This window comes from Exiguobacterium sp. s95 (genome assembly GCF_018618655.1).
GTDB lineage: Bacteria > Bacillota > Bacilli > Exiguobacteriales > Exiguobacteriaceae > Exiguobacterium_A > Exiguobacterium_A oxidotolerans.
The window spans coordinates 1-23,073 of record NZ_JACSMM010000001.1; the positions used below are offsets into that span (position 1 = coordinate 1).

21 protein-coding genes and 1 other annotated feature are annotated in these 23,073 nt (G+C 48.0%); of the genes, 18 read left to right on the forward strand and 3 right to left on the reverse strand.

Annotated features, from left to right (window positions below; all coding sequences use genetic code 11):
• Positions 1-462 precede the first annotated feature (462 nt).
• From KNP99_RS00005 to nrdG, 9 genes are all read left to right on the forward strand, one after another.
• Positions 463-852, forward strand: a complete 390-nt coding sequence (locus tag KNP99_RS00005; RefSeq protein ID WP_088836718.1) for a CidA/LrgA family protein — start codon at positions 463-465, stop codon at positions 850-852.
• Positions 845-1,525, forward strand: a complete 681-nt coding sequence (locus tag KNP99_RS00010) for an LrgB family protein (RefSeq protein WP_214805030.1) — start codon at positions 845-847, stop codon at positions 1,523-1,525. Before KNP99_RS00005 ends, KNP99_RS00010 begins: the two co-directional genes overlap by 8 nt.
• An 89-nt stretch (positions 1,526-1,614) precedes the next feature.
• A complete protein-coding gene (locus KNP99_RS00015; protein WP_214767989.1) occupies positions 1,615-2,160 on the forward strand; it encodes an AAA family ATPase in 546 nt (181 codons plus the stop codon).
• A 135-nt stretch (positions 2,161-2,295) separates the two neighbouring features.
• Complete coding sequence (locus KNP99_RS00020) at positions 2,296-4,281, forward strand: ATP-binding protein (protein ID WP_251132122.1); 1,986 nt, start codon at positions 2,296-2,298, stop codon at positions 4,279-4,281.
• A gap of 118 nt (positions 4,282-4,399) precedes the next feature.
• On the forward strand, positions 4,400-4,600 hold the full coding sequence (locus KNP99_RS00025) for an NUDIX hydrolase (protein WP_088836722.1): 201 nt from the start codon (positions 4,400-4,402) through the stop codon (positions 4,598-4,600).
• A 60-nt stretch (positions 4,601-4,660) separates the two neighbouring features.
• Positions 4,661-5,833: an IS200/IS605 family element RNA-guided endonuclease TnpB gene (gene tnpB, locus KNP99_RS00030; RefSeq protein WP_088836723.1), complete on the forward strand. Its 1,173-nt coding sequence runs from the start codon at positions 4,661-4,663 to the stop codon at positions 5,831-5,833.
• A gap of 190 nt (positions 5,834-6,023) precedes the next feature.
• Complete coding sequence (locus tag KNP99_RS00035) at positions 6,024-6,164, forward strand: hypothetical protein (protein ID WP_157898465.1); 141 nt, start codon at positions 6,024-6,026, stop codon at positions 6,162-6,164.
• A 138-nt stretch (positions 6,165-6,302) separates the two neighbouring features.
• Positions 6,303-8,138 carry an anaerobic ribonucleoside triphosphate reductase gene (locus tag KNP99_RS00040; RefSeq protein WP_215192938.1) on the forward strand — a complete coding sequence of 612 codons (1,836 nt, stop codon included), beginning with the start codon at positions 6,303-6,305 and terminating at the stop codon, positions 8,136-8,138.
• On the forward strand, positions 8,110-8,580 hold the full coding sequence (gene nrdG, locus KNP99_RS00045) for an anaerobic ribonucleoside-triphosphate reductase activating protein (RefSeq protein WP_214767994.1): 471 nt from the start codon (positions 8,110-8,112) through the stop codon (positions 8,578-8,580). The genes KNP99_RS00040 and nrdG overlap by 29 nt, the downstream gene beginning before the upstream one ends.
• A 113-nt stretch (positions 8,581-8,693) precedes the next feature.
• Here the strand turns inward: nrdG and KNP99_RS00050 are convergent, their stop codons facing one another.
• A complete protein-coding gene (locus tag KNP99_RS00050; protein WP_214767340.1) occupies positions 8,694-10,166 on the reverse strand; it encodes a DHA2 family efflux MFS transporter permease subunit in 1,473 nt (490 codons plus the stop codon).
• A gap of 179 nt (positions 10,167-10,345) precedes the next feature.
• Between KNP99_RS00050 and KNP99_RS00055 the strand changes: the two genes are divergently transcribed.
• The 9 genes from KNP99_RS00055 to KNP99_RS00095 all read left to right on the forward strand — a co-directional run bounded on the left by KNP99_RS00055 (position 10,346) and on the right by KNP99_RS00095 (position 21,371).
• Complete coding sequence (locus KNP99_RS00055) at positions 10,346-11,254, forward strand: TetR/AcrR family transcriptional regulator (RefSeq protein ID WP_088836727.1); 909 nt, start codon at positions 10,346-10,348, stop codon at positions 11,252-11,254.
• 65 nt (positions 11,255-11,319) lie between these two features.
• Positions 11,320-12,765, forward strand: coding sequence for a SulP family inorganic anion transporter (locus KNP99_RS00060; protein ID WP_029333221.1), 1,446 nt, complete (start codon positions 11,320-11,322; stop codon positions 12,763-12,765).
• Between the two features lie 87 nt (positions 12,766-12,852).
• Positions 12,853-13,680 (forward strand): fumarylacetoacetate hydrolase family protein, encoded by an 828-nt coding sequence (locus tag KNP99_RS00065; protein WP_215192939.1) that lies wholly within the window; start codon positions 12,853-12,855, stop codon positions 13,678-13,680.
• 247 nt (positions 13,681-13,927) lie between these two features.
• On the forward strand, positions 13,928-14,674 hold the full coding sequence (locus tag KNP99_RS00070; RefSeq protein WP_029333224.1) for a DeoR/GlpR family DNA-binding transcription regulator: 747 nt from the start codon (positions 13,928-13,930) through the stop codon (positions 14,672-14,674).
• Entirely contained in the window at positions 14,671-15,591 is a 921-nt protein-coding gene (gene pfkB / locus KNP99_RS00075; protein WP_214771809.1) for a 1-phosphofructokinase, read from the forward strand. The genes KNP99_RS00070 and pfkB overlap by 4 nt, the downstream gene beginning before the upstream one ends.
• A 19-nt stretch (positions 15,592-15,610) precedes the next feature.
• Positions 15,611-17,545, forward strand: coding sequence for a PTS fructose transporter subunit IIABC (locus KNP99_RS00080; RefSeq protein ID WP_214767344.1), 1,935 nt, complete (start codon positions 15,611-15,613; stop codon positions 17,543-17,545).
• A 108-nt stretch (positions 17,546-17,653) separates the two neighbouring features.
• Positions 17,654-18,799, forward strand: a complete 1,146-nt coding sequence (locus tag KNP99_RS00085; RefSeq protein WP_088836731.1) for an FUSC family protein — start codon at positions 17,654-17,656, stop codon at positions 18,797-18,799.
• 63 nt (positions 18,800-18,862) lie between these two features.
• Positions 18,863-19,066 (forward strand) — a binding site (T-box leader).
• A 59-nt stretch (positions 19,067-19,125) separates the two neighbouring features.
• On the forward strand, positions 19,126-20,775 hold the full coding sequence (locus tag KNP99_RS00090) for an aromatic amino acid hydroxylase (RefSeq protein ID WP_214807743.1): 1,650 nt from the start codon (positions 19,126-19,128) through the stop codon (positions 20,773-20,775).
• An 83-nt stretch (positions 20,776-20,858) separates the two neighbouring features.
• The gene (locus KNP99_RS00095; protein WP_353048375.1) at positions 20,859-21,371 is read left to right on the forward strand and encodes a pyrophosphohydrolase domain-containing protein; all 513 of its coding nucleotides are present in this window, start codon (positions 20,859-20,861) and stop codon (positions 21,369-21,371) included.
• Between the two features lie 391 nt (positions 21,372-21,762).
• Here the strand turns inward: KNP99_RS00095 and KNP99_RS00100 are convergent, their stop codons facing one another.
• Both KNP99_RS00100 and KNP99_RS00105 read right to left on the reverse strand, forming a co-directional pair.
• Entirely contained in the window at positions 21,763-22,047 is a 285-nt protein-coding gene (locus tag KNP99_RS00100) for an MGMT family protein (RefSeq protein ID WP_088836734.1), read from the reverse strand.
• Positions 22,044-23,015 (reverse strand): cation diffusion facilitator family transporter, encoded by a 972-nt coding sequence (locus KNP99_RS00105; RefSeq protein ID WP_214801111.1) that lies wholly within the window; start codon positions 23,013-23,015, stop codon positions 22,044-22,046. The genes KNP99_RS00100 and KNP99_RS00105 overlap by 4 nt, the downstream gene beginning before the upstream one ends.
• Between the last annotated feature and the right edge of the window lie 58 nt (positions 23,016-23,073).

Here is a 23,073-nt window from a genome sequence, read left to right on the forward strand (position 1 = left end):
GTCAACGAAACGTGACGCTTTTTAGGTAACACTATGACGGAAAGCCAGTCATGCAGACGGTTTAGGGCGCAATCCGTCTCGAATCGCTTTGAAGACGAGGCGAGACAGGGAAGCGCGACCGGATTGTCTTTCGTTATCGCATGTTCACGCTTCATAAGAGTTTGTCTACACGCTGATCGCGTGAAAATGCGCATTTTCCCATAGGAGTCAACGCAAAAGCGAAGCTTTTTGGGATTACACCGAAAAAAAGACATTTTAGAGCGTGTTTCGTCTTGAATCGCTTCATACACGTTCGTCTGTTCAACAACAGTTCTTGATGCTTAAAGCTGTACTGTATCAAGAAGTCCTTTCAATTCGTGTGAGAACGATTACATCAAACAAATTGACTCATTTCATTGATTGTTCACAAACAGAAGCGGATAATGAACAGTGAATTCGGTTTATACAAGGGGAAAAGGAATTATGTCTACAAAAATGCGCACACTTCTTTCATTGATTGGGCAAGTAATCCTGATCACTTGTTTTGCGACAATCGGTGAACTGATCAGTAAAAGCTTTGACTTAGCGTTACCGGGGAATATCGTCGGACTTTTGTTGCTCTATTTAGCGCTCAAGGCAAAGGTCGTCCAAGTCAAACACGTTGAACGGGGCGGCCGGCTGTTGCTGCTCATCATGCCGTTGTTCTTCGTTCCGGCATTGTCGGGAATCATGGACTATGCGGTATTCTTACGCCAGAACGGCTTACAGATCGTATTGATCGTCATCATGAGTAGCTTGCTGACGCTCGTCGGTTCTGCCTACATCGTCGATCGGCTTGCTCATCGAAAAGATGGGGTGACGCCACGTGATTAAGGCACTATTTTGGTTGATTCTGACGATTGTTATCTTTTTGATTGGATTTGCCGGGTATCGGCGGTATCCACGAGTCTGGACGTTACCGATTTTGACCGTGACGGCAACAATGATTTTGATTTTATCATTGACGGGTGTATCCCACGCGACCTATATGACTGGCGGACAGTATTTGACGAAAATGCTCGGTCCTGCCATCACCGCCTTCGCGATTCCGCTTTATACGGTCCGTCACCACGTTCGGCGTTTCTTGCCGGAAATCGGGCTAGGGGTCGTCATCGGGACGAGCATCGCCTTGACGTCAGATATCCTGTTCGGACTGTTGTTACATCTCGGACGAACGACGAATCTGGCACTGCTCCCGAAATCCGTCACGTTGCCCGTCGCTTTGTCGATTTCAGAGCGTTCGGGTGGAACGGTGACCTTAACCGCGACGTTCGTTCTGATGACAGGGCTCGTCGGTTCACTTGTCGGTCCACGCTTGATGACGGGGTTAAAGATTCGTCACTTCGTCAGTCGGGGTGTCGGACTGGCTTCGATTGCGCATGTCATGGGTGCAACCAAATCGATGACGCTCGACCAACGGGAGGGTGCGGTCGGATTGCTGACGATGGTCTTGACGGCGATTTTTGCGAGTGTCCTGGCACCTTTCATCATTCAGTTTATTTATTAATATTTCTGTAAAGCTGTCCGACGGTTGAAACCGGCGGGACGGCTTTTTCGTATGTACATCATGCTAGGAAAAGGGGAGACGGGGAAATCATGATTATCTGGATTAACGGGACATTTGGAGTAGGAAAAACGACGGCGGCTAAGGGATTACAAAAAAGAATACCGGGATCTGATATCTTCGATCCGGAATCAGTCGGTCAGTTGTTGAGAGAACAATTACCGTCGACACGCACGTATAGCGATTTTCAAGATGAACCGTTGTGGCGGGAACTGACGCGGGTGATTCTCGAACGAAGCAATCAATCCGGCAATCGGACGGTCATTGTACCGATGACGGTGACGAACCCGACATATTTTGATGAGATCGTTGGTGAATTAAGACGCCGGGGGCACCTGGTCCATCATGTTTCGTTAATGGCCTCTAGCTCTACCGTGAAACGACGTTTACTTCGACGATTTGAACGACCGGATTCCTGGGGAGGGCAGCAAGCAGATGCCCGCATTCAAGCATTGACTGATCCGCTTTTCAATCAACACATCCAGACTGATCGACTGACGAAGCAAGGGGTAGTTGATGCGATTGCGCTAAGTTGTGACCTGCATGTAGCACCGCCATGTCGTAAACGTCTCTTTTGATGATTGATTCACCCGAATTCAGGGAATTAACAGGGAGGTACGAGATGGGTTAAAGACATCCCTGTATTTTTTGAAGATAAGTAGGGGGATTTTTTTATGAGAAACTGGATGACCGAAAAGATAGGAAGACAACTGATGGCGATTTTTTATGGGGTATTCGCGATTGGGGCATTGACGTCATTTGCGAGCTACCTATATATCGACGGCGCAGCAAGTCAGACGAAACGTCAAGTACTCGACCAATTAGAGAAAACACAATGGTTCTGGTTTTTGAACTTACTGATTTTCATTTTGTGTCTTGTGTTCATCGTCAGACCGATCATCAATCGGTTGACGGAACAGCTGCAAGAGCTGACGAAGAAAAGTCACCGTCTTGCAGAAGGGAAGTCGATTTCCTTAGAATATGACCGCCAATCGAATAACGAAGTCGGTCAATTAACTGACTCCTTTTACGAAATGGCCGATTCAATTTCGTCCCAACATACCGATCTATCACGACAAAATCAGGAGCTCGAACAAAAACAAGATGATTTGACCGGTAAGCAAAGAGAACTCGAACAGTCTTTGACGGCAACACGATCGAATGAATTGCACTTGAAAGATCGGAATGAATTGATTGAGACATTGGCTTCCAAAGAAAGTTTATTTGATTTTTCTTCCGTCATCAGTACGATTGTCCGTTTGACGAAAACGGAGTTCGGGGCATTACTGTTCATCAAGAATAATGAGATTACGTCGGTTGTACCAAAAGAGATGACCGATGAGCAGCAAGAGAGCTTAAAAACGGAATCGTTACTGTTGAAACGGGTCATGGTCTCAAAAGAAAGTGCACAATCGACGAAGCAAGTGACCGAAGATCGGTTGCTAGGTTACCCGTACTACATTCATGAAGCGGTCATTCCAATCATGGACCCGGCAAAAGATGAATTGATTGCTTGCCTTTATTTAGCACGATTTGATGAAGCGTTCACGGAACATGACATCACCGAACTGGCATCGTTCGCAAAACAGATTGCAATTTCACGGATGCGGATGACGTTATATGAACAGATGGACTATGAGCGGGCTGAAACGGCGCAACTGTTAAATTCTGTCCGAGAAGCGATATTATACGTCAAATATGAAGAACGAGTGATACTCGGTAACCGAGCATTGTTTGAAATCTTCCAGTCGCTTCAGATTGAGGAAGAAACAGATATGACGACGTTTCTTGAAGTGAATCCCGAGACGATGTTCGAACAGATGGATCAACGAGAGGCATTCGCAATGTATTTCGAGAAGGTCCTCGCTGGTCAGATTCCGACAGACATGTTTTCTTTATCGATTGACGACGGCACATACTTTATTCAAGTCTATGCTGAAGGAATCGTTCATGAGGGACAACCAATCGGGACAATCCTCGTCTTCCGGGATGTAACGCCTGAAACAGAAGTCGACCGAATGAAGTCCGAACTCGTTTCAACGGTCTCGCATGAACTACGGACACCCTTATCGTCCATTTATGGTTTTACCGAGCTGATGTTAAAACGGGATTTAGGTCCGGATCGGAGTAAACGGTATTTACAGACAATTCATGACGAATCAAAACGCCTGACTGATCTCGTCAGTGATTTCTTGAATGTACAACGAATGGAATCAGGCAAGCAGTCATACGAGAAAGAGGTATTTAATCTCCTCGATGTCGTCAAAGAGCAAATTCAGTTTCATCAGGCGACGACGGAACGGCACAACCTTCAACTCGATGCGGATCAAGGGCAGACATTCCTAGTAGAAGCCGATCGCAACAGCATGAAGCAACTCCTCGGTAATTTATTAAACAATGCCGTGAAGTACTCGCCGGACGGCGGTGATATCATCATTGGTTTACTCGAGCATGATGCAAACATCGAACTGAGTGTCCGTGATTTTGGTGTCGGGATTCCTGTCAGTTCGACGCCGCACCTGTTTAGTAAGTTTTATCGCGTCGACAACTCGGATAGTCGTAAAATTGGCGGAACGGGACTCGGATTGTCGATTTGTAAAGAAATCGTCCGCGAGCATGACGGAACGATTGAAGTCGAGTCCGTCTTAGGCGACGGGGCACTCTTTAAAGTCATGTTACCGAACGCAACTAAAAAGTAAGCAGGCTACCTGTCTCTTCAACAATTCATTTTGTTGGAGCGGCAGTTTTTTTGTAGGGGATGTTTAAGGTCATCGCGAATGACTAAACAGAAACGAGTAGCTGAAAGGGGATTAAACGATGCGAGAATGGTACGGTGCAGCAGCAGTTTGTGTCAATGAGGAAAATCAAGTATTGATGGTCAAAAGTTATGGTTCTGAGGCGTGGGCCGTCCCGTCCGGTGGAATCGAGCCGGGAGAGACGGCAGGCGAATGCTGTGTGCGGGAAGTCATGGAAGAGACCGGGTATCCCGTAAAGGTTAAACAGAACCTATTTATCTAAATTAGGCGATGAATCGCCACCCTCTCTTTCGGGTAAACTCTTTGTAAGGAGGTGAACATCATGCTGACACACAAGGCCTACAAATTCAGAATATACCCGACAAAAGAGCAGGAAATCCTGATTGCGAAGACAATCGGTTGTTCGCGCTTCGTCTTCAATCACTTCTTGGCGAAGTGGGATGAGACGTATAAAGCGACAGGGAAAGGACTGTCCTACGCGTCTTGCTCGAAAGAAATTCCGATGTTGAAGCAGGCGTTCGACTGGCTGAAGGAAGTCGATAGCACGTCTGTTCAGACGAGCGTCAAACATCTTGCTGATGCCTTTGACCGCTTCTTCAAGAAGCAGAACGAACGACCCCGCTTCAAGTCAAAGCGCAACCCTGTTCAATCGTATAAGACGAACATTCAGGGCAAGTCTCAACTTCCAGAAGTCTCGATCGTCGGCGCCAAAATCAAAATTCCAAAGCTGAAGTGGGTGCGTTTCGCCAACTCGAGGCAGGTCGTAGGACGCATCTTGAACGCGACCATCCGGCGGAACGCTTCAGGAAAATACTTTGTCTCCCTGCTCGTCGAGCAGGAGAGCAACGAAATGCCGAAGACGGACTCATCCGTCGGCGTCGATGTCGGATTGAAGCACTTCGCCATCCTGTCGGATGGCACGGTATACAAGAACGACCGTTACTTCCGTTCGCTTGAGAAAAAGCTGACACGTGAACAACGTAAACTCTCTCGTCGTCAACGGTTGGCCTTGGACAAGAAAGTAACACTTTCCGAGGCGAAGAACTATCAGAAGCAGAAGCGGAAGGTCGCCCGCATCCACGAGAAGATCGCAAACAAGCGATCCGATTTCCTGCACAAGGTATCGACCGAGATCGTCAAAAAACACGACGTCATCGGCATCGAGACCTTGCAAGTGAAAAACTTACAGAAGAACCGCAAATTGAGCAAGTCCATCTCTGATGTCAGTTGGTCGGAGTTCTTCCGCATGCTCGAATACAAGGCGGAATGGTACGGAAAGACCGTCGTGAAAGTCGGAAAGACCTTCGCCTCTAGTCAACTGTGCTCCCGTTGCGGACATCAACACAAAGACGTGAAACATCTTGGTTTGCGTGAATGGACATGCCCGAGTTGCGGGATCCACCACGACCGTGATGTGAACGCAGGACTGAACCTCAAACAAGAAGCTGAACGCCTCTTAGCTTCTTCAACCGTCGGGACGACGGGGTTAGCCTGATCAATTTTCGACCGTTAGGTCGGATAACTCAGGAATCCTCCACCTCTGAGCGAAGCCTAGGTGGAGGTAGTTCAAGAAACAGACCGTCATCCAAACGATTCAAGTTGAAACGACATATTTTGAAGTCATCCGAATCGGTGACAGTCAAGGAATCAACGACCCGGACGAAACGATTGAACAGGTGGCGTGGATGCCGCGTGCTGAACTCGAGACAATCGAACACATGTATTCGGAAGATGTTCTTTTTTTGACGGAGTGGCTCGACGGTCGTGAGAATCATCATAGCGCTCTGGAAGTTCGAAAAGCGTGCCTGGAGCTGAAGAATACTTAAATTCTACAACCATTTCGTGAAAAATGAGTCCGTTTCCTTGCAAAAAATCAAAAGTATGCAGGGATTGCTGATGAAGATTCTTCCTAGATATAGTAGTCGTACAGACAGAAAAAAAGCGACATTTAGGGAGTGATGGTAATGGAAGTGAACACCTTATACCAACAAGTGATTGAGGAACCGACGACTAATCATGTCCAAGAAAATGCCAACATCGATGGGAAAGTACCACTTGCGAAGTTGAACCGGATTGCGAGTGCGGCAGCGCGGGCGATGATGGAAGACTTGCTCGTGACGCCGATCGTCAAACAAGCGTTAGCGGACAACATCCTCTATATCCATGACGCTGACTACTATGTCACGGGAACGACGACCTGCGCGCAAATTCCATTAGGACGCTTGCTGACGAACGGGTTTCAGATGAGTCATGGGTCGATTCGTCCGGCGAAAGATATCCGCTCCGCTCTTGCCCTCGCTGCAATCATCATGCAGGCCAATCAAAACATGCAACATGGCGGGCAAGCCTTTCCGAATTTTGATACCGATTTAGCTCCCTTCGTCGAGAAGACGTACGCATGTCAAATGAAGAAAATTAATCAGATTGCTCCGAGCTGGTCGAAGGCACGTCGTGCGAGATATGCGCGCCAAGAAGCATACGAAATCACCTATCAAGCATGCGAAGCCTTTATTCATAATACGAATTCAATGCATTCACGCGGTGGCGGACAAGTCCCATTCATCTCGATTAATTACGGGACGGATACGTCGTTTTACGGTCGAATGCTAACAAAAGCCTTACTTGAAGCGACACTGGCAGGTCTCGGAAAAGGGGAAACGCCCATCTTTCCGATTCAGATTTTTAAAATCAAAGCAGGTGTGACGTTAAATCCGGGTGATCCGAATTACGATTTATTTCAGCTTGCGACAAAAGTCACGGGAAAACGGTTGTTTCCGAACTTTGCATTTTTAGATGCCCCGTTCAACGTCAGCAAGGCAACAGAAGAAGTTGCCTACATGGGTTGCCGGACGCGTGTTTTCGAAAATCGTCAAGGAGAAGCTTCCGTGACGGGGCGGGGAAATCTGTCGTTTACGAGTGTGAACCTCGTTCGTCTCGCCTTGACGAGTCAAACGGTCGATCATATGTTTGCGACATTGACTGATTATACGAAACTTGCTTGCGAACAGCTGCTCGAGCGTTATCAGTACCAAGCGAATCGACGGGCGGAAGAATTTCAGTTTCTTTATCAACACGTCTGGCGCGACGGGGAGACGCTTCAACCGACCGATCGCGTTGAGCCGGTCCTGCGTCACGGGACGCTTTCGGTCGGATTCATTGGTCTCGCGGAAGCGCTCGTCGTTTTGACGGGACATGATCACGGCGATTCAGCGATTGCCCATAACATCGGCCGGGCGTTGATTCAGACGATGCGTAACGTTGTCGATCAATTCGGGGATGAGACGGGATTGAATTTTTCACTGATTGCGACACCGGCGGAAGGATTGTCTGGAAAATTCACGGCGCATGATGTCGCAAAGTTTGGTTTGATTGCCGGTGTGACGGATAAAACCTACTATACGAACTCGTTCCATCTTCCAGTGACGGCAGCTGTAACGATGCGTCAAAAGATTCGCCTCGAAGCGCCGTTTCATGCCCTTTGTAACGGAGGACATATCACCTATGTCGAGACGGATGGAGCGCTCGCAGAAAATCCGCAAGCCGTCGAGGATATCGTCCGGATGATGGTGGCAGAAGGCATTGGCTATGGCTCAATCAATCATCCAATCGATCGTTGTTTGACCTGTCGGACGGAACAGACAATCGAGCAGACGTGTCCGGTCTGTGGCGGAGAAGACATTGAACGGATTCGGCGGATTACGGGATATCTCGTCGGGACGATGGCACGCTGGAATGAAGCCAAACGGGCGGAAGAACAGGACCGGGTCTACCATGGTACGACTGCTATCCATCGTCGCTGATTCGGTCGTCGATGGTCCCGGCTTACGGACGGTCATCTTTTTCGCCGGTTGTCCACATCGGTGCCGAGGCTGTCATAATCCATCGTCGTGGTCGCTTGCAGCAGGTGCAACCTACTCGACTCCTGACGTCATCAAGCGGGTCGAGGAAATCGGATCAAAACGGATTACGCTGTCGGGGGGTGAACCGTTCGCTCAAATCGAAGCACTTGAACAGCTCGTCCTGGTATTGCGACCGGACTATGAGATTTATTTGTTCACCGGGTATCGGATTGAAGACTTAGTTAAAGATGAACGCGCGTGTCGAATCTTACGGCAGGTGGATTGTTTGATTGACGGACCCTACATGGAGCAGCTCCATGATACGAGCCTTGCCATCCGTGGCAGTACGAACCAGCGGATTCTCTCCGCCAAACAGATTGAGGAGTATATCAAGAACAGATAGCGGACGGACTGCAGACAACAAAAAAACGCCGATGCTCCCATGTTTCATCCGGAGTCATCGGCGTTTTCATGTCTATTCTTTTCATTCATAACGGAAGGAAGCGAAAGCTACCGTTACGCATATTTTTTTTCGGCGACCGGTTTGACGACCGATAATGTTTCCGATGGACGCTTTTTAATGAAGAACGAAAGGATTAAGGCGAACAAGGCGAGCAATGTCGCGATGAAGAACGTATCGTTAATCCCTTCGACCATTGCTTGTGTCATGATCGTTTTCGGTGCTGTCGTCGGTGTTGCGTTCGCAGCAAGATCCGTTGCGTAACTCGCTGTTCGTGATGTCATGACGGAAATGAGTAAGCCGGAACCGATTGCTCCTGATACTTGCGATAACGTATTGTTGAGTGCCGTACCATGTGGTGTCAAATGTTGTGGAATATGATTGAGACCGTTCGTCATGACGGGCATCATCACCATTGAGATTCCGAGGAAACGTAATGTGTACATGATGACGAGGAACGAATACGCTGTATCTGCCGTCAAACGACTGAAGAAGAACGTTGTTAAGACTGTCAACGACAATCCGATGATGGCAAGCACCCGGGCACCGAACCGGTCAAACAAACGACCTGTGATCGGAGACATAAACGCCATGACGAGTGCACCGGGTAACATCAAGAGTCCAGAGTGGAACGGGGAAATCCCGCGAATCGTTTGGACATAAATCGGCATCAAGATCATCGCCGAGAACATCGACATGTTAAGGACCATCGAAATCCCTTGTGATAAAGCAAACATCGGATATTTAAAAATCCGGAATTCAAGCATCGGTTCGTCGAGACGTAATTGTCGTATAATGAATGAGACGAGACTGATGACGCCGACTGTTAAGGAGCCGATGACAGCGAATGATCCCCAACCGGCTGAACCGGCTGAACTGAACCCATACAACAACCCACCGAATCCAAAACTGGACAACACGAGTGACAGGCGATCGATGCGTAAACTGCTTGTGACGACTTCTTTTTTTAGTAAGAAGAAACCAAGAACAAGAACAAGTGCAGCAATCGGTGTCACGATGTGGAACAGCATCGGCCATTCGTAATGCTCAAGGACCCAACCGGACAGAGTCGGACCGATTGCCGGTGCAAATGTGATGACGAGTCCGAAAATCCCCATCGCTTGTCCGCGTTTCTCGATTGGGAAGCCGGTGATCAAGACGTTCATTAATAATGGCATCATGATAGCAGAACCAGATGCTTGTAACATCCGTGCACCGAGTAAGACGGGGAAGAGCTCCGTTTGACCCGCGACGATGGTTCCAATCGTAAATAAGCTCATCGCCGTTAGAAACAGCTGGCGGGTTGAGAACTTTTGGACGAGAAAGGCAGACGTCGGAATCATGATGCCGTTGACGAGCATATAGCCCGTTGTCAGCCACTGGGCCGTACTGGTTTGAATATCGAGCGAAACCATAATGGAAGGTAAGGCGATATTTAATAGCGTCGAGTTGAGGACGGCAACGAACGCGCCTGCCATGAGGACAGCTAAAATAAGATAAAGTCGAGATGATTGCTTGGTTGATTGCATTTCGTTATGCTCCTTTTATACTACGTGTCTAATTTGTTATACTTCAATTCTACAACTTAGCTATCTTACCGCCTGAAGCAAAACATTACAAATTATTTGCTTTATACACTAAAATAAAAAAGATTGAGGTAAAATCGAATGTACTCAAAAAGATCTTTTACTAGAAGAGGGATTAGAAAATGAACCCAAAAAAGAAACAACTCCTGGATGCTGCATATCGTCTGTTCGTCGAAAAGGGATACCAGTCCACATCGATTCAAGATATTCTCGAGCATAGTAATGTCTCGAAAGGGACGTTCTATAACTACTTTTCATCGAAAAACGAATTGTTCATCGACGTATTTAACGTCGTCTTTGAAAAAATGCGTAATGTTCGAAAAGACATTTTGGTCGGACGCGACGTGTCGGATTATGAGACATTCATCCAACAAGGTAACTGTTACCTTGAACTGATGCAAAAATATAAGCTCTATACCTTGTTTGAAGAAGCTGTCGCTTCGAACGAAAAAGAACTGAAGGCGTTCATGGAAAAGAACCGATTACTTGAAATCGAATGGACCTATCACCGGATGCGTGATTTGTTTGGCGAGGAAAAAGCACCATACTTGCTTGACTTCGCCGTCCTTTATACAGGGATGCTCCAATACGCGATGTATTTTTTCCGTCAATCGGAAAAAAATACACAACCGGAGCGGGTCGTCCGTTACGTCTTTAATCGGTTGACACATTTCGTCGACGACGTCAGTCGAACGGAAGAACAATTGATTCCACCACGTTTCCTCTCCGTTTGGCTCGATCGTCCGCAAGATGAGGTCGTCATCCGGAAAGAACTGTTCGTAAAAACAAATGAACACATGAAACGGTTGATTGGCTTGTCGGCGATTTCAGACGCTTCAAGGGAAGCACATAACGAAGTGCTTGATTTTGTCTATGAAGAACTGCTCGAACGAAAAAAACCAAAAATTCATCTCCTCCGTCGTGCCCTCGATACGCTCGACGAGGATCCAATCTTCTGTGGACAGGACATCATGGCGACGTATAAAGAAATGGTCGATGAAATCGTGATGATCCGGACAAAATCACAATGAGTCTTGTTTGCGTCCCAAAAAGGTACTATGATAGGAAATAGACAAAAAAAGAAATGAGGAATTATATGTTTTCACAATGGAGAAAGGAATGGCTGCTGCAACCTAAAACAGACATTCTATCTGGAATCGTCGTCGCCTTGGCACTCGTTCCGGAAGCAATCGCCTTTTCCTTGATTGCTGGCGTTAACCCGATGGTCGGGCTGTATGCTTCCGTCATTATTGCGATCATCATCTCAATCGCCGGTGGTCGACCGGGAATGATTTCAGCTGCGACAGGTGCGATGGCACTCGTCGTCGTCCAACTCGTCAAAGATCATGGCGTCGACTATTTACTCGCTGCCGGGATTCTCGCCGGGGTCATTCAAATCGTGCTCGGTTTTTTAGGCGTTGCGAAATTACTTCGCTTCATTCCGCGTTCCGTCATGGTTGGTTTCGTTAACGCGTTAGCGATTTTAATTTTTTCGGCACAACTGCCGCAGTTCGAAGGACAAAACTGGATCATGTACGCAATGGTCGCAGCGTCGCTCGCCATCATCTTAATTTTCCCGCGCTTTACAAAAGTACTGCCGGCACCACTCGTCGCGATCACGATTATGACGATTTTGACGGTCGTCTTTTCACTTGATACGCGCGTCATCGGTGATATGGGACAAATTTCTGCGTCACTACCGAGCTTTTTCTTACCGAACGTTCCGTTTTCACTCGAGACGTTACAAATCATTTTCCCGTATGCCTTATCACTCGCTTTCGTTGGTTTGATCGAGTCACTCTTGACGGCACGAATCGTTGATGAGATGACGGATACGACATCAAACAAGGCGACGGAATCACGTGGACAAGGAATCGCAAACATCGTTGCTGGATTCTTTGGCGGGATGCCGGGCTGTGCGATGATCGGTCAATCGGTCATCAATGTCACATCAGGTGGACGTGGTCGTCTATCGACCTTTACAGCAGGAGCATTCTTGATGCTGCTGATGGTCACGATGAATGACTTATTAATGACGATTCCGATGGGGGCACTCGTCGGTGTCATGTTCTTTGTATCGTATGCGACCTTTGATTGGGGTTCATTCAAAATGTTGAAGAATTCACCGAAAAGTGACTCTGCTGTCATGCTCGCGACAGTCATCGTGACGGTCTTGACGGATGATTTATCGATGGGGGTACTCGTCGGAATCTTGCTTGCAGCGATTCTCTTTGCGTCAAAAATTTCGCGCATCAACATGACACGTCGTGTTGAAAACGATCAAGTCACGTATCAAATCAATGGACCGATTTTCTTTGCCTCGACGACGACATTTACTGAACAGTTTGATATCGTAGCCGATGCACAAATGAAACAAGTCGTCATTGACTTTACGAACGCCCATTTATTTGATGATTCCGCGACGGAAGCAATTGAAACGGTTGTCTTGAAATATCAGGCAGCAGGGACGAAAGTAGAACTCGTTGCATTAAATGAAGAATCACAAGCATTAATCGATCGGTTAGCGCACCGGATTGCATAATGAAGGACCGTCAGGATGAAAATCTTGACGGTTTTTTTGTATACATGACCGGGTGAACGGTATACTAAGAAAAAAGGGGGAGTTTTCATGAAATGGTTTCGATTTGAACAAGAAGGACGGGAACGGATTGGTGTGGAGTCGGACGGACACCGGTATGACGTGACGACACAAGCCTATACGGATTCATTGCTCGAAGTCATCACACGGGGGTTTGAGATGGATGTTGATTTAGACATCGCACCATTGATTACAGAAGATGTCCGCTTGCTCGCGCCGTACGTTCCGATGCGTAACGTCATTTGTGTCGGTAAAAATTATGCCGACCATATTAAAGAAATGGATACGGCAGGGGCAGGGAAATTTGTATTGTTCACGAAGGCGCCGAGTGCAATCGTCGGGCCGTTCGATTCCATTGAACGCCATGCTGATTTAACGAATCAGCTGGACTATGAAGGCGAACTCGCCATCATCATCGGGACGATGGGGCGTGATTTGACACCTGAAAATGCACTGGACCACGTTTTTGGCTACAGCATCGTCAATGATGTGACGGCGCGTGACCTTCAAAAAGAACACGTCCAGTTTTTCCGCGGGAAGTCGCTTGATGGTTTTTGTCCATTCGGTCCCGTTATCGTCACGAAGGATACGTTTGATCCGACTGACGTCCTGGTCGAGACGCGTGTCAACGGGCAAGTGCGTCAATCCGGTTCGACGAAGTTGATGATTCGTGACATCGTGACGATTTTGACGGAAGTCTCGCGCGGGATGACACTCGAAGCAGGAGATATCATTGCGACAGGGACACCAGCTGGCGTCGGTCATGGGATGAAACCCCCAGTATACTTACAGACAGGGGATATCGTCGATGTTTCGATTGAAGGAATCGGTCACCTTCGCAATGAAGTCAAGGTATAAAGCACAAACCTAACTGAAGTTGAAAGGCTGATTTACCTGTCTTTATAAACCGTTCACTCGTTGAACGGTTTTTTTGTGTAAACCGTCATATTGTGACCGTTTTTGATGTATAATTAGTATGAAATCGACATTACTGTCGAATAAAGTCGTAAAATGAATGTTTTTTAGAGAAATAAATAAAAAAATGAACGTTTTTGGTTGATTTTTAAATGTAAACGCTTTATATTAAAGATGCGGAGGGAAACCAATGTTAACGAAAAAACGTCATCAGCTGATTCTTGAGCTACTCGCTCGAGAAGAAGTCGTCAAAATGCAGACGATTGTCGAACGGACGGGAGCTAGTGAATCGACCATCCGTCGCGATTTATCACAACTGGAAACTGCTGGTCACTTACGCCGTGTTCACGGGGGAGCGACGGCAAACCATCTGCAGATTGATGAGCCGAGTTATGTCGAGAAAACAGATCGTTTCGTCGATGAGAAAAATCAAATTGCCCGAGCGGCGGCTGATTTAATCGAAGACGGCATGTATGTCTATCTCGATGCTGGAACGACGACGCTTGCCATCGTTCCTTATCTCGAACAGAAGGCGATTACGGTCGTGACGAACAGTCTTCCTCTTGCGAATACGTTACTCTACCACCGTATCCCGACGTTCGTCGTCGGAGGGCAACTCAAGCATTCGACGCAAGCACTGGTCGGCTACAATGCACGTGAAGGAATGTTGATTTACCACTTTGATGTCGCATTTCTTGGGATGAACGGCGTTCATCCGACGCAAGGGTTTACGACACCAGATCCGGAAGAGGCACTCGTAAAGAAGACAGCGATTGAGTTAGCGAAAAAATCGTATGTGTTGGTCGACGAAACCAAGTTGGATGAAATCAGTTTTAGTCGCGTTGCACCACTTCGTGCGGCGACGATTATCACGATGGCATCGAACGAACAAACAGCGAAATACAGTCAATATACAGAGGTGGTGAACGCGAAATGATTTATACACTGACACTCAACCCATCAATCGATTATTACGTATCGTTACCGGTATTTGAGGCAGGACAAGTCAATCGTGTCGAACAAGCAGAAAAAGTAGCAGGTGGAAAAGGAATCAACGTTTCACTCGTCTTAAAAAATTATGACGTCGAGACAGAAGCACTCGGTTTTTTAGGCGGAAGTACGGGACAATTCATTCGAAGTGAACTTGAAAAACAAGGCGTACTGACAGCTTTCACACCAATTGCTGACGAAACCCGGATTAACGTTAAAATTCGTGCCGATCAAGAATCGGAACTAAATGCAGCAGGTCCAGTTATTCAGGATGCAGAACTAGAGACGCTGCTCGCAACATTCGAAACAATGCAGTCAGGTGACATCGTCGTCTTCGCCGGAAGTATCCCAAGCAGTCTTCCACATGATTTATACAAAAAAATTGCACTCTTATTAAATGAACGCGGTGTTAAATTTGCCGTCGATACAACTAAAGAAGCAATGCTCGAAGTGCTGCCGCTCGGTCCATTCATGATTAAACCGAATCATCACGAACTCGGGGAAATCTTTGATGTCGATATCACATCAAAAGAAATGGCCGTCCCGTACGCCCAACAGCTTGTCGAACGAGGAGCGGAAAACGTCATTATTTCCTTTGCAGGTGACGGGGCAATGCTCGTCAACAAGCAAGGGGCTTACACGGCGAATACGCCAAAAGGAAAACTCGTCAACTCGGTCGGAGCAGGGGATTCACTCGTCGCAGGGTTCGTTGCCAGTCATGCACTCGGACGTCCGCCGGAAGAAGCATTCCGGTACGCCGTGACGACAGGAAGTGCTTCCGCGTATTCGTTCGGATTATGTACAAAAGCAGACATCGAACGGTTATTGACCGATGTCGAAGTCGTTGAACTCATTCAATCATAATAAAGGAGTGTGACTACTCATGAAAATTACAGATCTGTTAACACGCGATACGATTAAACTGGATTTACGTTCTGATACAAAAGCAAGCGTCATCGATGAGCTTGTTGAAGTACTTGATCGTGCTGGTAAACTAAACGACCGGGATGCTTACCGTGAGGCGATTTTAGCACGTGAAGCACAAAGTACGACAGGGCTTGGTGAAGGGATTGCGATTCCTCACGCAAAAACGGCTGCCGTTAAATCACCGGCAATCGCGTTCGGTCGTTCGACAGGACTTGATTATGAAGCACTGGACGGACAACCAAGTCGCTTGTTCTTCATGATTGCAGCTGGAGAAAATGCGGACAATGCCCACCTTGAAACACTCTCGAAACTATCAGTCTACTTGATGGACAACAACTTCCGTGACACGATTCTCTCGGCTCGTTCGGAAGATGAAGTCATCGCGGCCATTGAAGCGAAGGAACGGGAAGAAGAAGGTCCTGTTGATGTGACACCGGAAACGGTCGATCAAAACGCACCTTACATCCTCGCTGTAACCGCTTGTCCGACAGGAATCGCCCACACGTATATGGCAGCAGATGCTCTCCGTCAAAAAGCGGAAGAGATGGGTGTCCGGATTAAAGTAGAAACGAACGGTTCGACAGGTGTTAAAAACGGTCTGACGGATGCTGACATCCAAGAAGCGACAGCAATCATCGTCGCTGCAGATAAAGCAGTCGAAATGGACCGCTTCAATGGCAAGCACGTCGTTGAAGTACCAGTCGCACAAGGAATCCGTAAACCAAAGGAACTGATTGATCGCGCCGTCAAACAGGACGCTCCTGTCTATAAAGGCAGCGGGTCAGGAAACAGCGGTACACCAGCACGTGGTGGATTCTACAAACACTTAATGAGTGGGGTTTCAGCGATGTTACCGCTCGTCGTCGCAGGTGGACTCTTAATCGCAATCAGCTTCTTCTGGGGAATCAACTCGTCAAACCCGGATGACCCGACGTATAACCAATTTGCAGGTCAATTGATGTCGATTGGTCAAGCCGCATTCGGTCTTTTAATTCCTGTCCTTGCTGGATTCATCGCGATGTCAATCGCTGATAAACCAGGTCTCGCACCAGGTTTGATTGCCGGTTTCCTCGCAAGCCAAGGGAATGCAGGTTTCCTCGGTGGTCTGATTGCCGGTTTCCTTGCAGGTTACGTAGTTCTAGTTCTTGTTAAAGCTTTGAAAGGTCTTCCGAAAGCTCTTGAAGGAATTAAACCAGTCCTGCTTTATCCATTGTTCGGTTCATTCATTACCGGTATGATCATGTTGCTCGTCATCAACGAACCGGTTGCAGCCTTCATGACATGGTTGACAGATTCACTTAACGGACTTAGTGGCGGTAACGCAATCCTCCTCGGTATGCTCGTCGCAGCGATGATGGCAATCGATATGGGTGGTCCAATCAACAAAACAGCATACGTCTTCGGTACGGCAGCACTTACAGCAGGGAACACGGAAGTCATGGCTGCGGTCATGGCAGGCGGTATGGTGCCACCACTTCTCGTCGCATTCTCATCAACATTGTTTGCACGTAAGAAATTTACACCGCAGGAACGTGAAGCGGGTATCGCAGCTTACGCAATGGGTGCATCATTCGTTACGGAAGGTGCGATTCCATTCGCGGCAGCAGATCCACTTCGTGTCATCCCGTCAAGTGTCATCGGTTCAGCAATCGCTGGTGCACTTACAATCGTCTTCGGCGTCTTACTTCCGGCACCACACGGCGGCGTATTCGTCTTCCCGTTACTCGACGGCCCTTCAGGCACATTGATGGCAGCACTCAGCTACGCAGGTGCTATCTTAATCGGTGCACTTGTCGGAGCGGCAATTCTCTCACTTTGGAAGAAACCGCTCGTCGATCAAGAACTCGCGAAAAAAGAAATGACATCTGGAACAGTTACAAAAGCATCGTAATCAAAATGAAATCACCCTCAGTACGCTGGGGGTGCTTTTTTTATTGCGTTTTCATGATATTAAAGGAAGAATAGAGGGCATACTTACATTATGAAGGAGGGATCAACTATGGGGGGTCAATCCTTACAAATTGGACCACGTACCATCAAAACAGGACTAGCCGTTATTTTGGCATTAGTTATTAGCAATCTCTTTAACTTAAGCCCGATTTTACCAGGAATTTCGGCAGCAACGACATTGTTGCCTTCTGTTTATCAAACATGGAAACAATTTTTAGAAGAGGCAGAGGCGAACTTGATTGGTGCCTTTTTAACGTTACTCGCCTTATGGATTCTCGGAGCGAATCCTGCGAACCCACTTGCAATCGGCATCGTCATCATGGCAGCCATTTCCATCCTGCTGGCGTTCGGATTCGGTCGGACGATTCCTCACGTCGTCTTGATGATCATCGTCATCTTGGAGAGTGTCGAAGGGGCGACAGAGCCGTTATGGCAAATCGTTTTGATACGGTATTTACTCGTGATGCTCGGGATTGCATGTGCACTCGGTGTCAATGCATTGATTTTCCCGCCACGGTACGGGAATGTTTATTATCAAAAAGCCTCAAAACTATTTGAGAAGCTGCTCGTCGTCACGCGGGCGATCGCTTTTGAAGGGAAGGTCGCTCCGTATCGCCCGGCAATCGATAAAATGAGTAAATCCCTACGCGAGACACAACAATTATTTAACTTGCACCGGGAGGAAGTACGAGGGACACGCCAAAAACATGTCCCGTTGCTGCGTAACATCATCATCTTACAACACATGCAGTCGTGCTTGGAACGGAGTGTCGCGACGGCGGAACGTTTCCGTGAGCGGGAACAGGCCCTGTCGAACATCGCCGATGACTTACGCAGTGAATTGTTCTACCACGTCATGCATATCGCCCAGCGGCAGGAGAAAGTCCTGTTGACGTATGATTTATTGTTGACGGAAGAACCGCTCGCGATGGAAGACTTAGTGAAAGAAAATATTGCCTTCGTTAAACATTCTTTTCTCGATCGTGATGAGCTCGAAGAAGAAGAAATCATGGAAATTTTACCGATTGTCGTCGCGATGAATGAATGGATTCAAGAACTTGAAGCTTTTGAAAAACGCCTTCATGGCGCGTTAAAACGGCATGCGACGTCATTATCGATTGAACAGAAATCGGTCCGGGACAAAACATTTAATCGGTTTAAACGTAAAAAAGCCATTGACGAAAGCCAAAAGTAAGCGTATAGTCCTTCTTAACAGCACTTTAGTTGCTAAAAGCGTAACAGCATAACAGAACGAAAGACGTAGACGAGGACGAAACCGAAGTAGAAACAATCTCCCTGTTTCAGAGAGCACGTGGCGCTGCGAACGTGTACACAGATTGAATCGAATTACAGTTTCTGAGTCTCTTGCGAAGCAAGCGGAGAAAACCGTTATCCCGTAATGAAGTGATTCGTGCGAAGCATGGATTATCAGGGTGGTACCGCGGCTTTCGTCGTCCCTGTCGGACTTGATGTCCGACAGGGACTTTTTGTTGTTTAATTTAATCCAAGGGGGAACTTCATATGTCTACACCAATCATTCCAAGTCACTTACAACCACACGTCGCACCACAGCATTACGAAGATTACACACCAACGGATCATGCGGTCTGGCGCTACGTCATGCGCTTGAATTTAAATACATTGCAACATACGGCACACCCGGCGTACCTCGAAGGGCTTGCTGCTTCAGGAATCAGCCCGGAACGTATTCCTGATGTCCGCGAAATGACGGCGAACCTCAGTCGCGGTGGTTGGGGAACGGTCGCCGTCGACGGTTTGATTCCGGGTGTCGCCTTCTTCGACTTCCAAGGACACGGTCTCCTGCCGATCGCAACCGACATTCGGAAGGTCGATAACATTCTTTACACGCCGGCACCGGACATTCTGCATGAAGCGGCAGGACACGCACCAATTTTGATGAATCCGACGTACGCTGAATTTGTCCGCCGGTTCGGTGAAATCGGAGCACATGCCTTCAATCATAAAGCAGAACATGATGTCTTTAAGGCGCTGAAAAAATTAACGATTGTCAAAGAAAGTCCATTTTCAACACCGGAAGACATCGAGCAAGCTGAAATCGCACTCGCGGAAACACGGACCCATGTCACAGGGATTTCGGAAGCCAATGAAATTTCACGCCTCTTTTGGTGGACGGTCGAGTTTGGTTTAATCGGTGATCTTAACGACCCGCAAATTTACGGGGCAGGTCTTCTGTCCTCAGTCGGGGAAAGCCGCCACTGCTTGACGGATGCCGTCAAGAAACATCCGTTTTCACTCGAAAAGGCACTCGCAACAAAACATGACGTCACGAGCATGCAAAAAGAATTGTTCGTCTGTGAGTCCTTTGAACAACTGCGTGACGCGTTAGAAGAGTTTGCACAGACGATGTCTTACGTCCGTGGTGGACGCCACGGTCTCATCAAGGCGGTCGAGTCCGGTAACCTGTCGACGCTCGTCTTTGCATCCGGTCTTTCGCTCGTCGGTGTTCCGGCAGCACAAGAAACATTCGAAACACTTGATCTCGTTCGATTTACTGGGCCGACGGCACTCGCTGCGAATGGCGAAGTGTTAGACGGCCAATCCCAGACGGAGCACCCGAACGGATTTACACTCTTGCATGGAGAAGAATTGAACGCGGTTCTCGAGCAAGTCGAAGTCGGCGAGCAACTCGAGTGGATGGAAGGGACGTTACAATTGACGGGGCATATCGCAGCAATCGAGCAAGTGAATGGAAAACGTGCCATCGCTGTCCTGAAAGACGTTCGACTAACGAAAGACGGTGTGACGGAGCAATTCGATCAACTGGATCTCGTGATCGGTGCGATTACGTCAACCTTCCCGGGAACAGAAGTCGAAGCCTTGAAACCGATTCCGGAAACCGTTGAATTTGAACGGATCGAACGTCCATTGACGGCAGCTGATCCGATTTTCGAAGCCGTCCGGTCCATTCGTGAAGGTCAGGCGAGTCAGTCGCGCCTGTCACAGCTGATTGATCAGACACTTGTCCAGTTACCGGATGCCTGGTTACTCCGGCTTGAACTGCTTGAACTGGCAGATGAAGTCGACCAACCGCGTCTCCTTGACGATCTCGAGCGCCTGAAGCAGACGTCACCGGAACGCGACGAGTTGATCACGCGTGGCATCAAGATGCTTGATCTCGTTCATGCATGAAGCGGACGTTCGAGAAATCTGTCCAAACCTGTTAAAATGAATACGGTTCATGGATGAAACGTAAACATAGGGGAGTGGACAGTGTGAAACAACCAAATTATTTTCAAGACGTGAAACAGTTCCATCAAACATTTAATCACCCGGGAGCGGAACGACCAACCCCGCTCGAACTTGAGCGTGGCATCAAACGGGCAACTTGGACGACAGAAGAAGCAGCAGTCGAGTTTCTGCATCAATCGTCTCGGGATGAAGCGGAATTTTTAGCAGCAATCGATTCCCTCAAAGCAGGGATTGACCGGGCTGTTGAAAAATCATTAAAAGAAACCTATCCGACGACTTCCGTCGAACGCCTCGTAGGTCAAGGTGATGCATTGACGGACGCACTTTACTTCATCATGGGTAGCTTTGTCGAAGCAGGGCTCGAACCGGGACCTCTCTTTGAAATCGTTCAACGCGCGAACATGGCGAAACTCGGGCCAGACGGTCAACCGATCTTCCGAGAATCCGATCAAAAAGTCATGAAACCGGACGGTTGGTTGCCACCGGAACCGCAACTCGAGGCCGAAGTGTTACGGCAGATGGATGAAAAAGCATAAGGATGGACTACGATCGAACAAAAAGAACCACTTCCGCTTAGTTAGGGAAGTGGTTCTAGTGTATAGACGAAGTGATAGCGGGAGATAAACGCGTCTTTTTTCGTTGCTTTCCTCGGGCGAGGCGCAAGCCGTTGCTCCTTGCTCCTAGCGGACAACGAGCAGGGTCTTGCATGCCTCTGACAGCGCAAGGACCTTGCACTTTTTCCCGTAGGAGTCAACGAAACGTGACGCTTTTTAGCGGGATCGTGAGAATGCAGACAGTGTAGCGCGCGTTCCGTCTTGAATCGTTTTAAACTTCATAAGTGTAACTTCAGACTGAAACCACTTCCGCTTAGTCAGGGAAGTGGTTCTTTTTTTGAAAGTGAGTAAATATCCGTCCTCTACAATCAGCTTACATTTGATAATCCGGCAGCACGAGCTTGCCGTCCGATTGAAAGACGATTCCTTCCGCTTCGAGGGCCAATTGCTGTTCAATCCCTTGCGAAATTTCACCTTTGGCGTTGACGACGCGATGCCATGGTAAACGTTCCGCCTGACTCATACTATGCAGAATCCGGACGACTTGGCGAGCGGCCCGTGGGTTTCCAGCGAGGCGGGCGATTTGACCGTATGTTGCGACACGTCCTGCAGGAATCGCACGGATGATCGTCACGACGTCCTGCGTGAAGGGGGTCATCGTTCTTCGTTTGTCGAGACGATGTATTGCTGGACTTGATCGTCCTCATCGAAGCCGATCGTGACGTCGGTGATGTCTTGTTGGATCCGGAGTTGCAGTTCGAGTCGGTCTTTAATATCGTCCGCTTGCGCTACGGTCATCGCCGGATCGATTTCAATCTCGACTTCGACGTGGAAGTGGTCACCTTCTTTGATGACTTCAAGTTTACTGATATCACGGACGTCCGGATCTTGCATGATTAAACCACCGAGCCGTGCCGCCATCGTTTCATCGGCTTCACCGAGCGCTCCGGCAGCGTTTTGCAAGAAGACGTTACCGACGACATAAAACATCATCAGACCGATGAGGACAGAGGCGATTCCTTCCGCTTGATGATAAGGTGTCACATGTGAGATGACGACGGCGATCATCGCGACGATGCCACCAGCCGTCGCGACTAAATCTTCTAAGAAGACGAGTCGTGTCGCAGGCTTCGCTTGTTTTAATGATCGAAAACTTTCGAGAATGAGACGTGGTCCTTTTGCTGTCAGTTTTGCATCGTGGGCAATTTCTTTCATCGCCTTAAAGAAGACAGCACTTTCAAGGACGACACCGGCAAATAAGACAGATAGGGTGATCCAGAATCCCGTTGACTCCGTTGGGTCGATAATATGTCCAATCCCTTCATGAATCGTTTCGTAAGCCATGATGCCGACGAATAAAATTGCGCCGAGCAGAACGAGGTTGACGAGTCGACCAAAGCCATTCGGAAAGCGTTTTGTCGGTGCTTTTTTACTGAGCGCTGAACCGATGAAGACAAAGAACTGGTTCGCGGCGTCGCCAAGTGAGTGCATCATTTCGGCGAACATCGCAACGTTTCCGGTTAAGGTGTAGGCAATGGTCTTGATGATGGCAATGATGGAGTTGACGATTCCGGCTGTTAATGCCGAACGATTTCCTCGTCGTAATAACGTAATGAATTCTCCCATGAGTGTGCTCCTTTTGTTAACAAACTATAGTAATAGTAGTAGTCTACACTAAATCGAT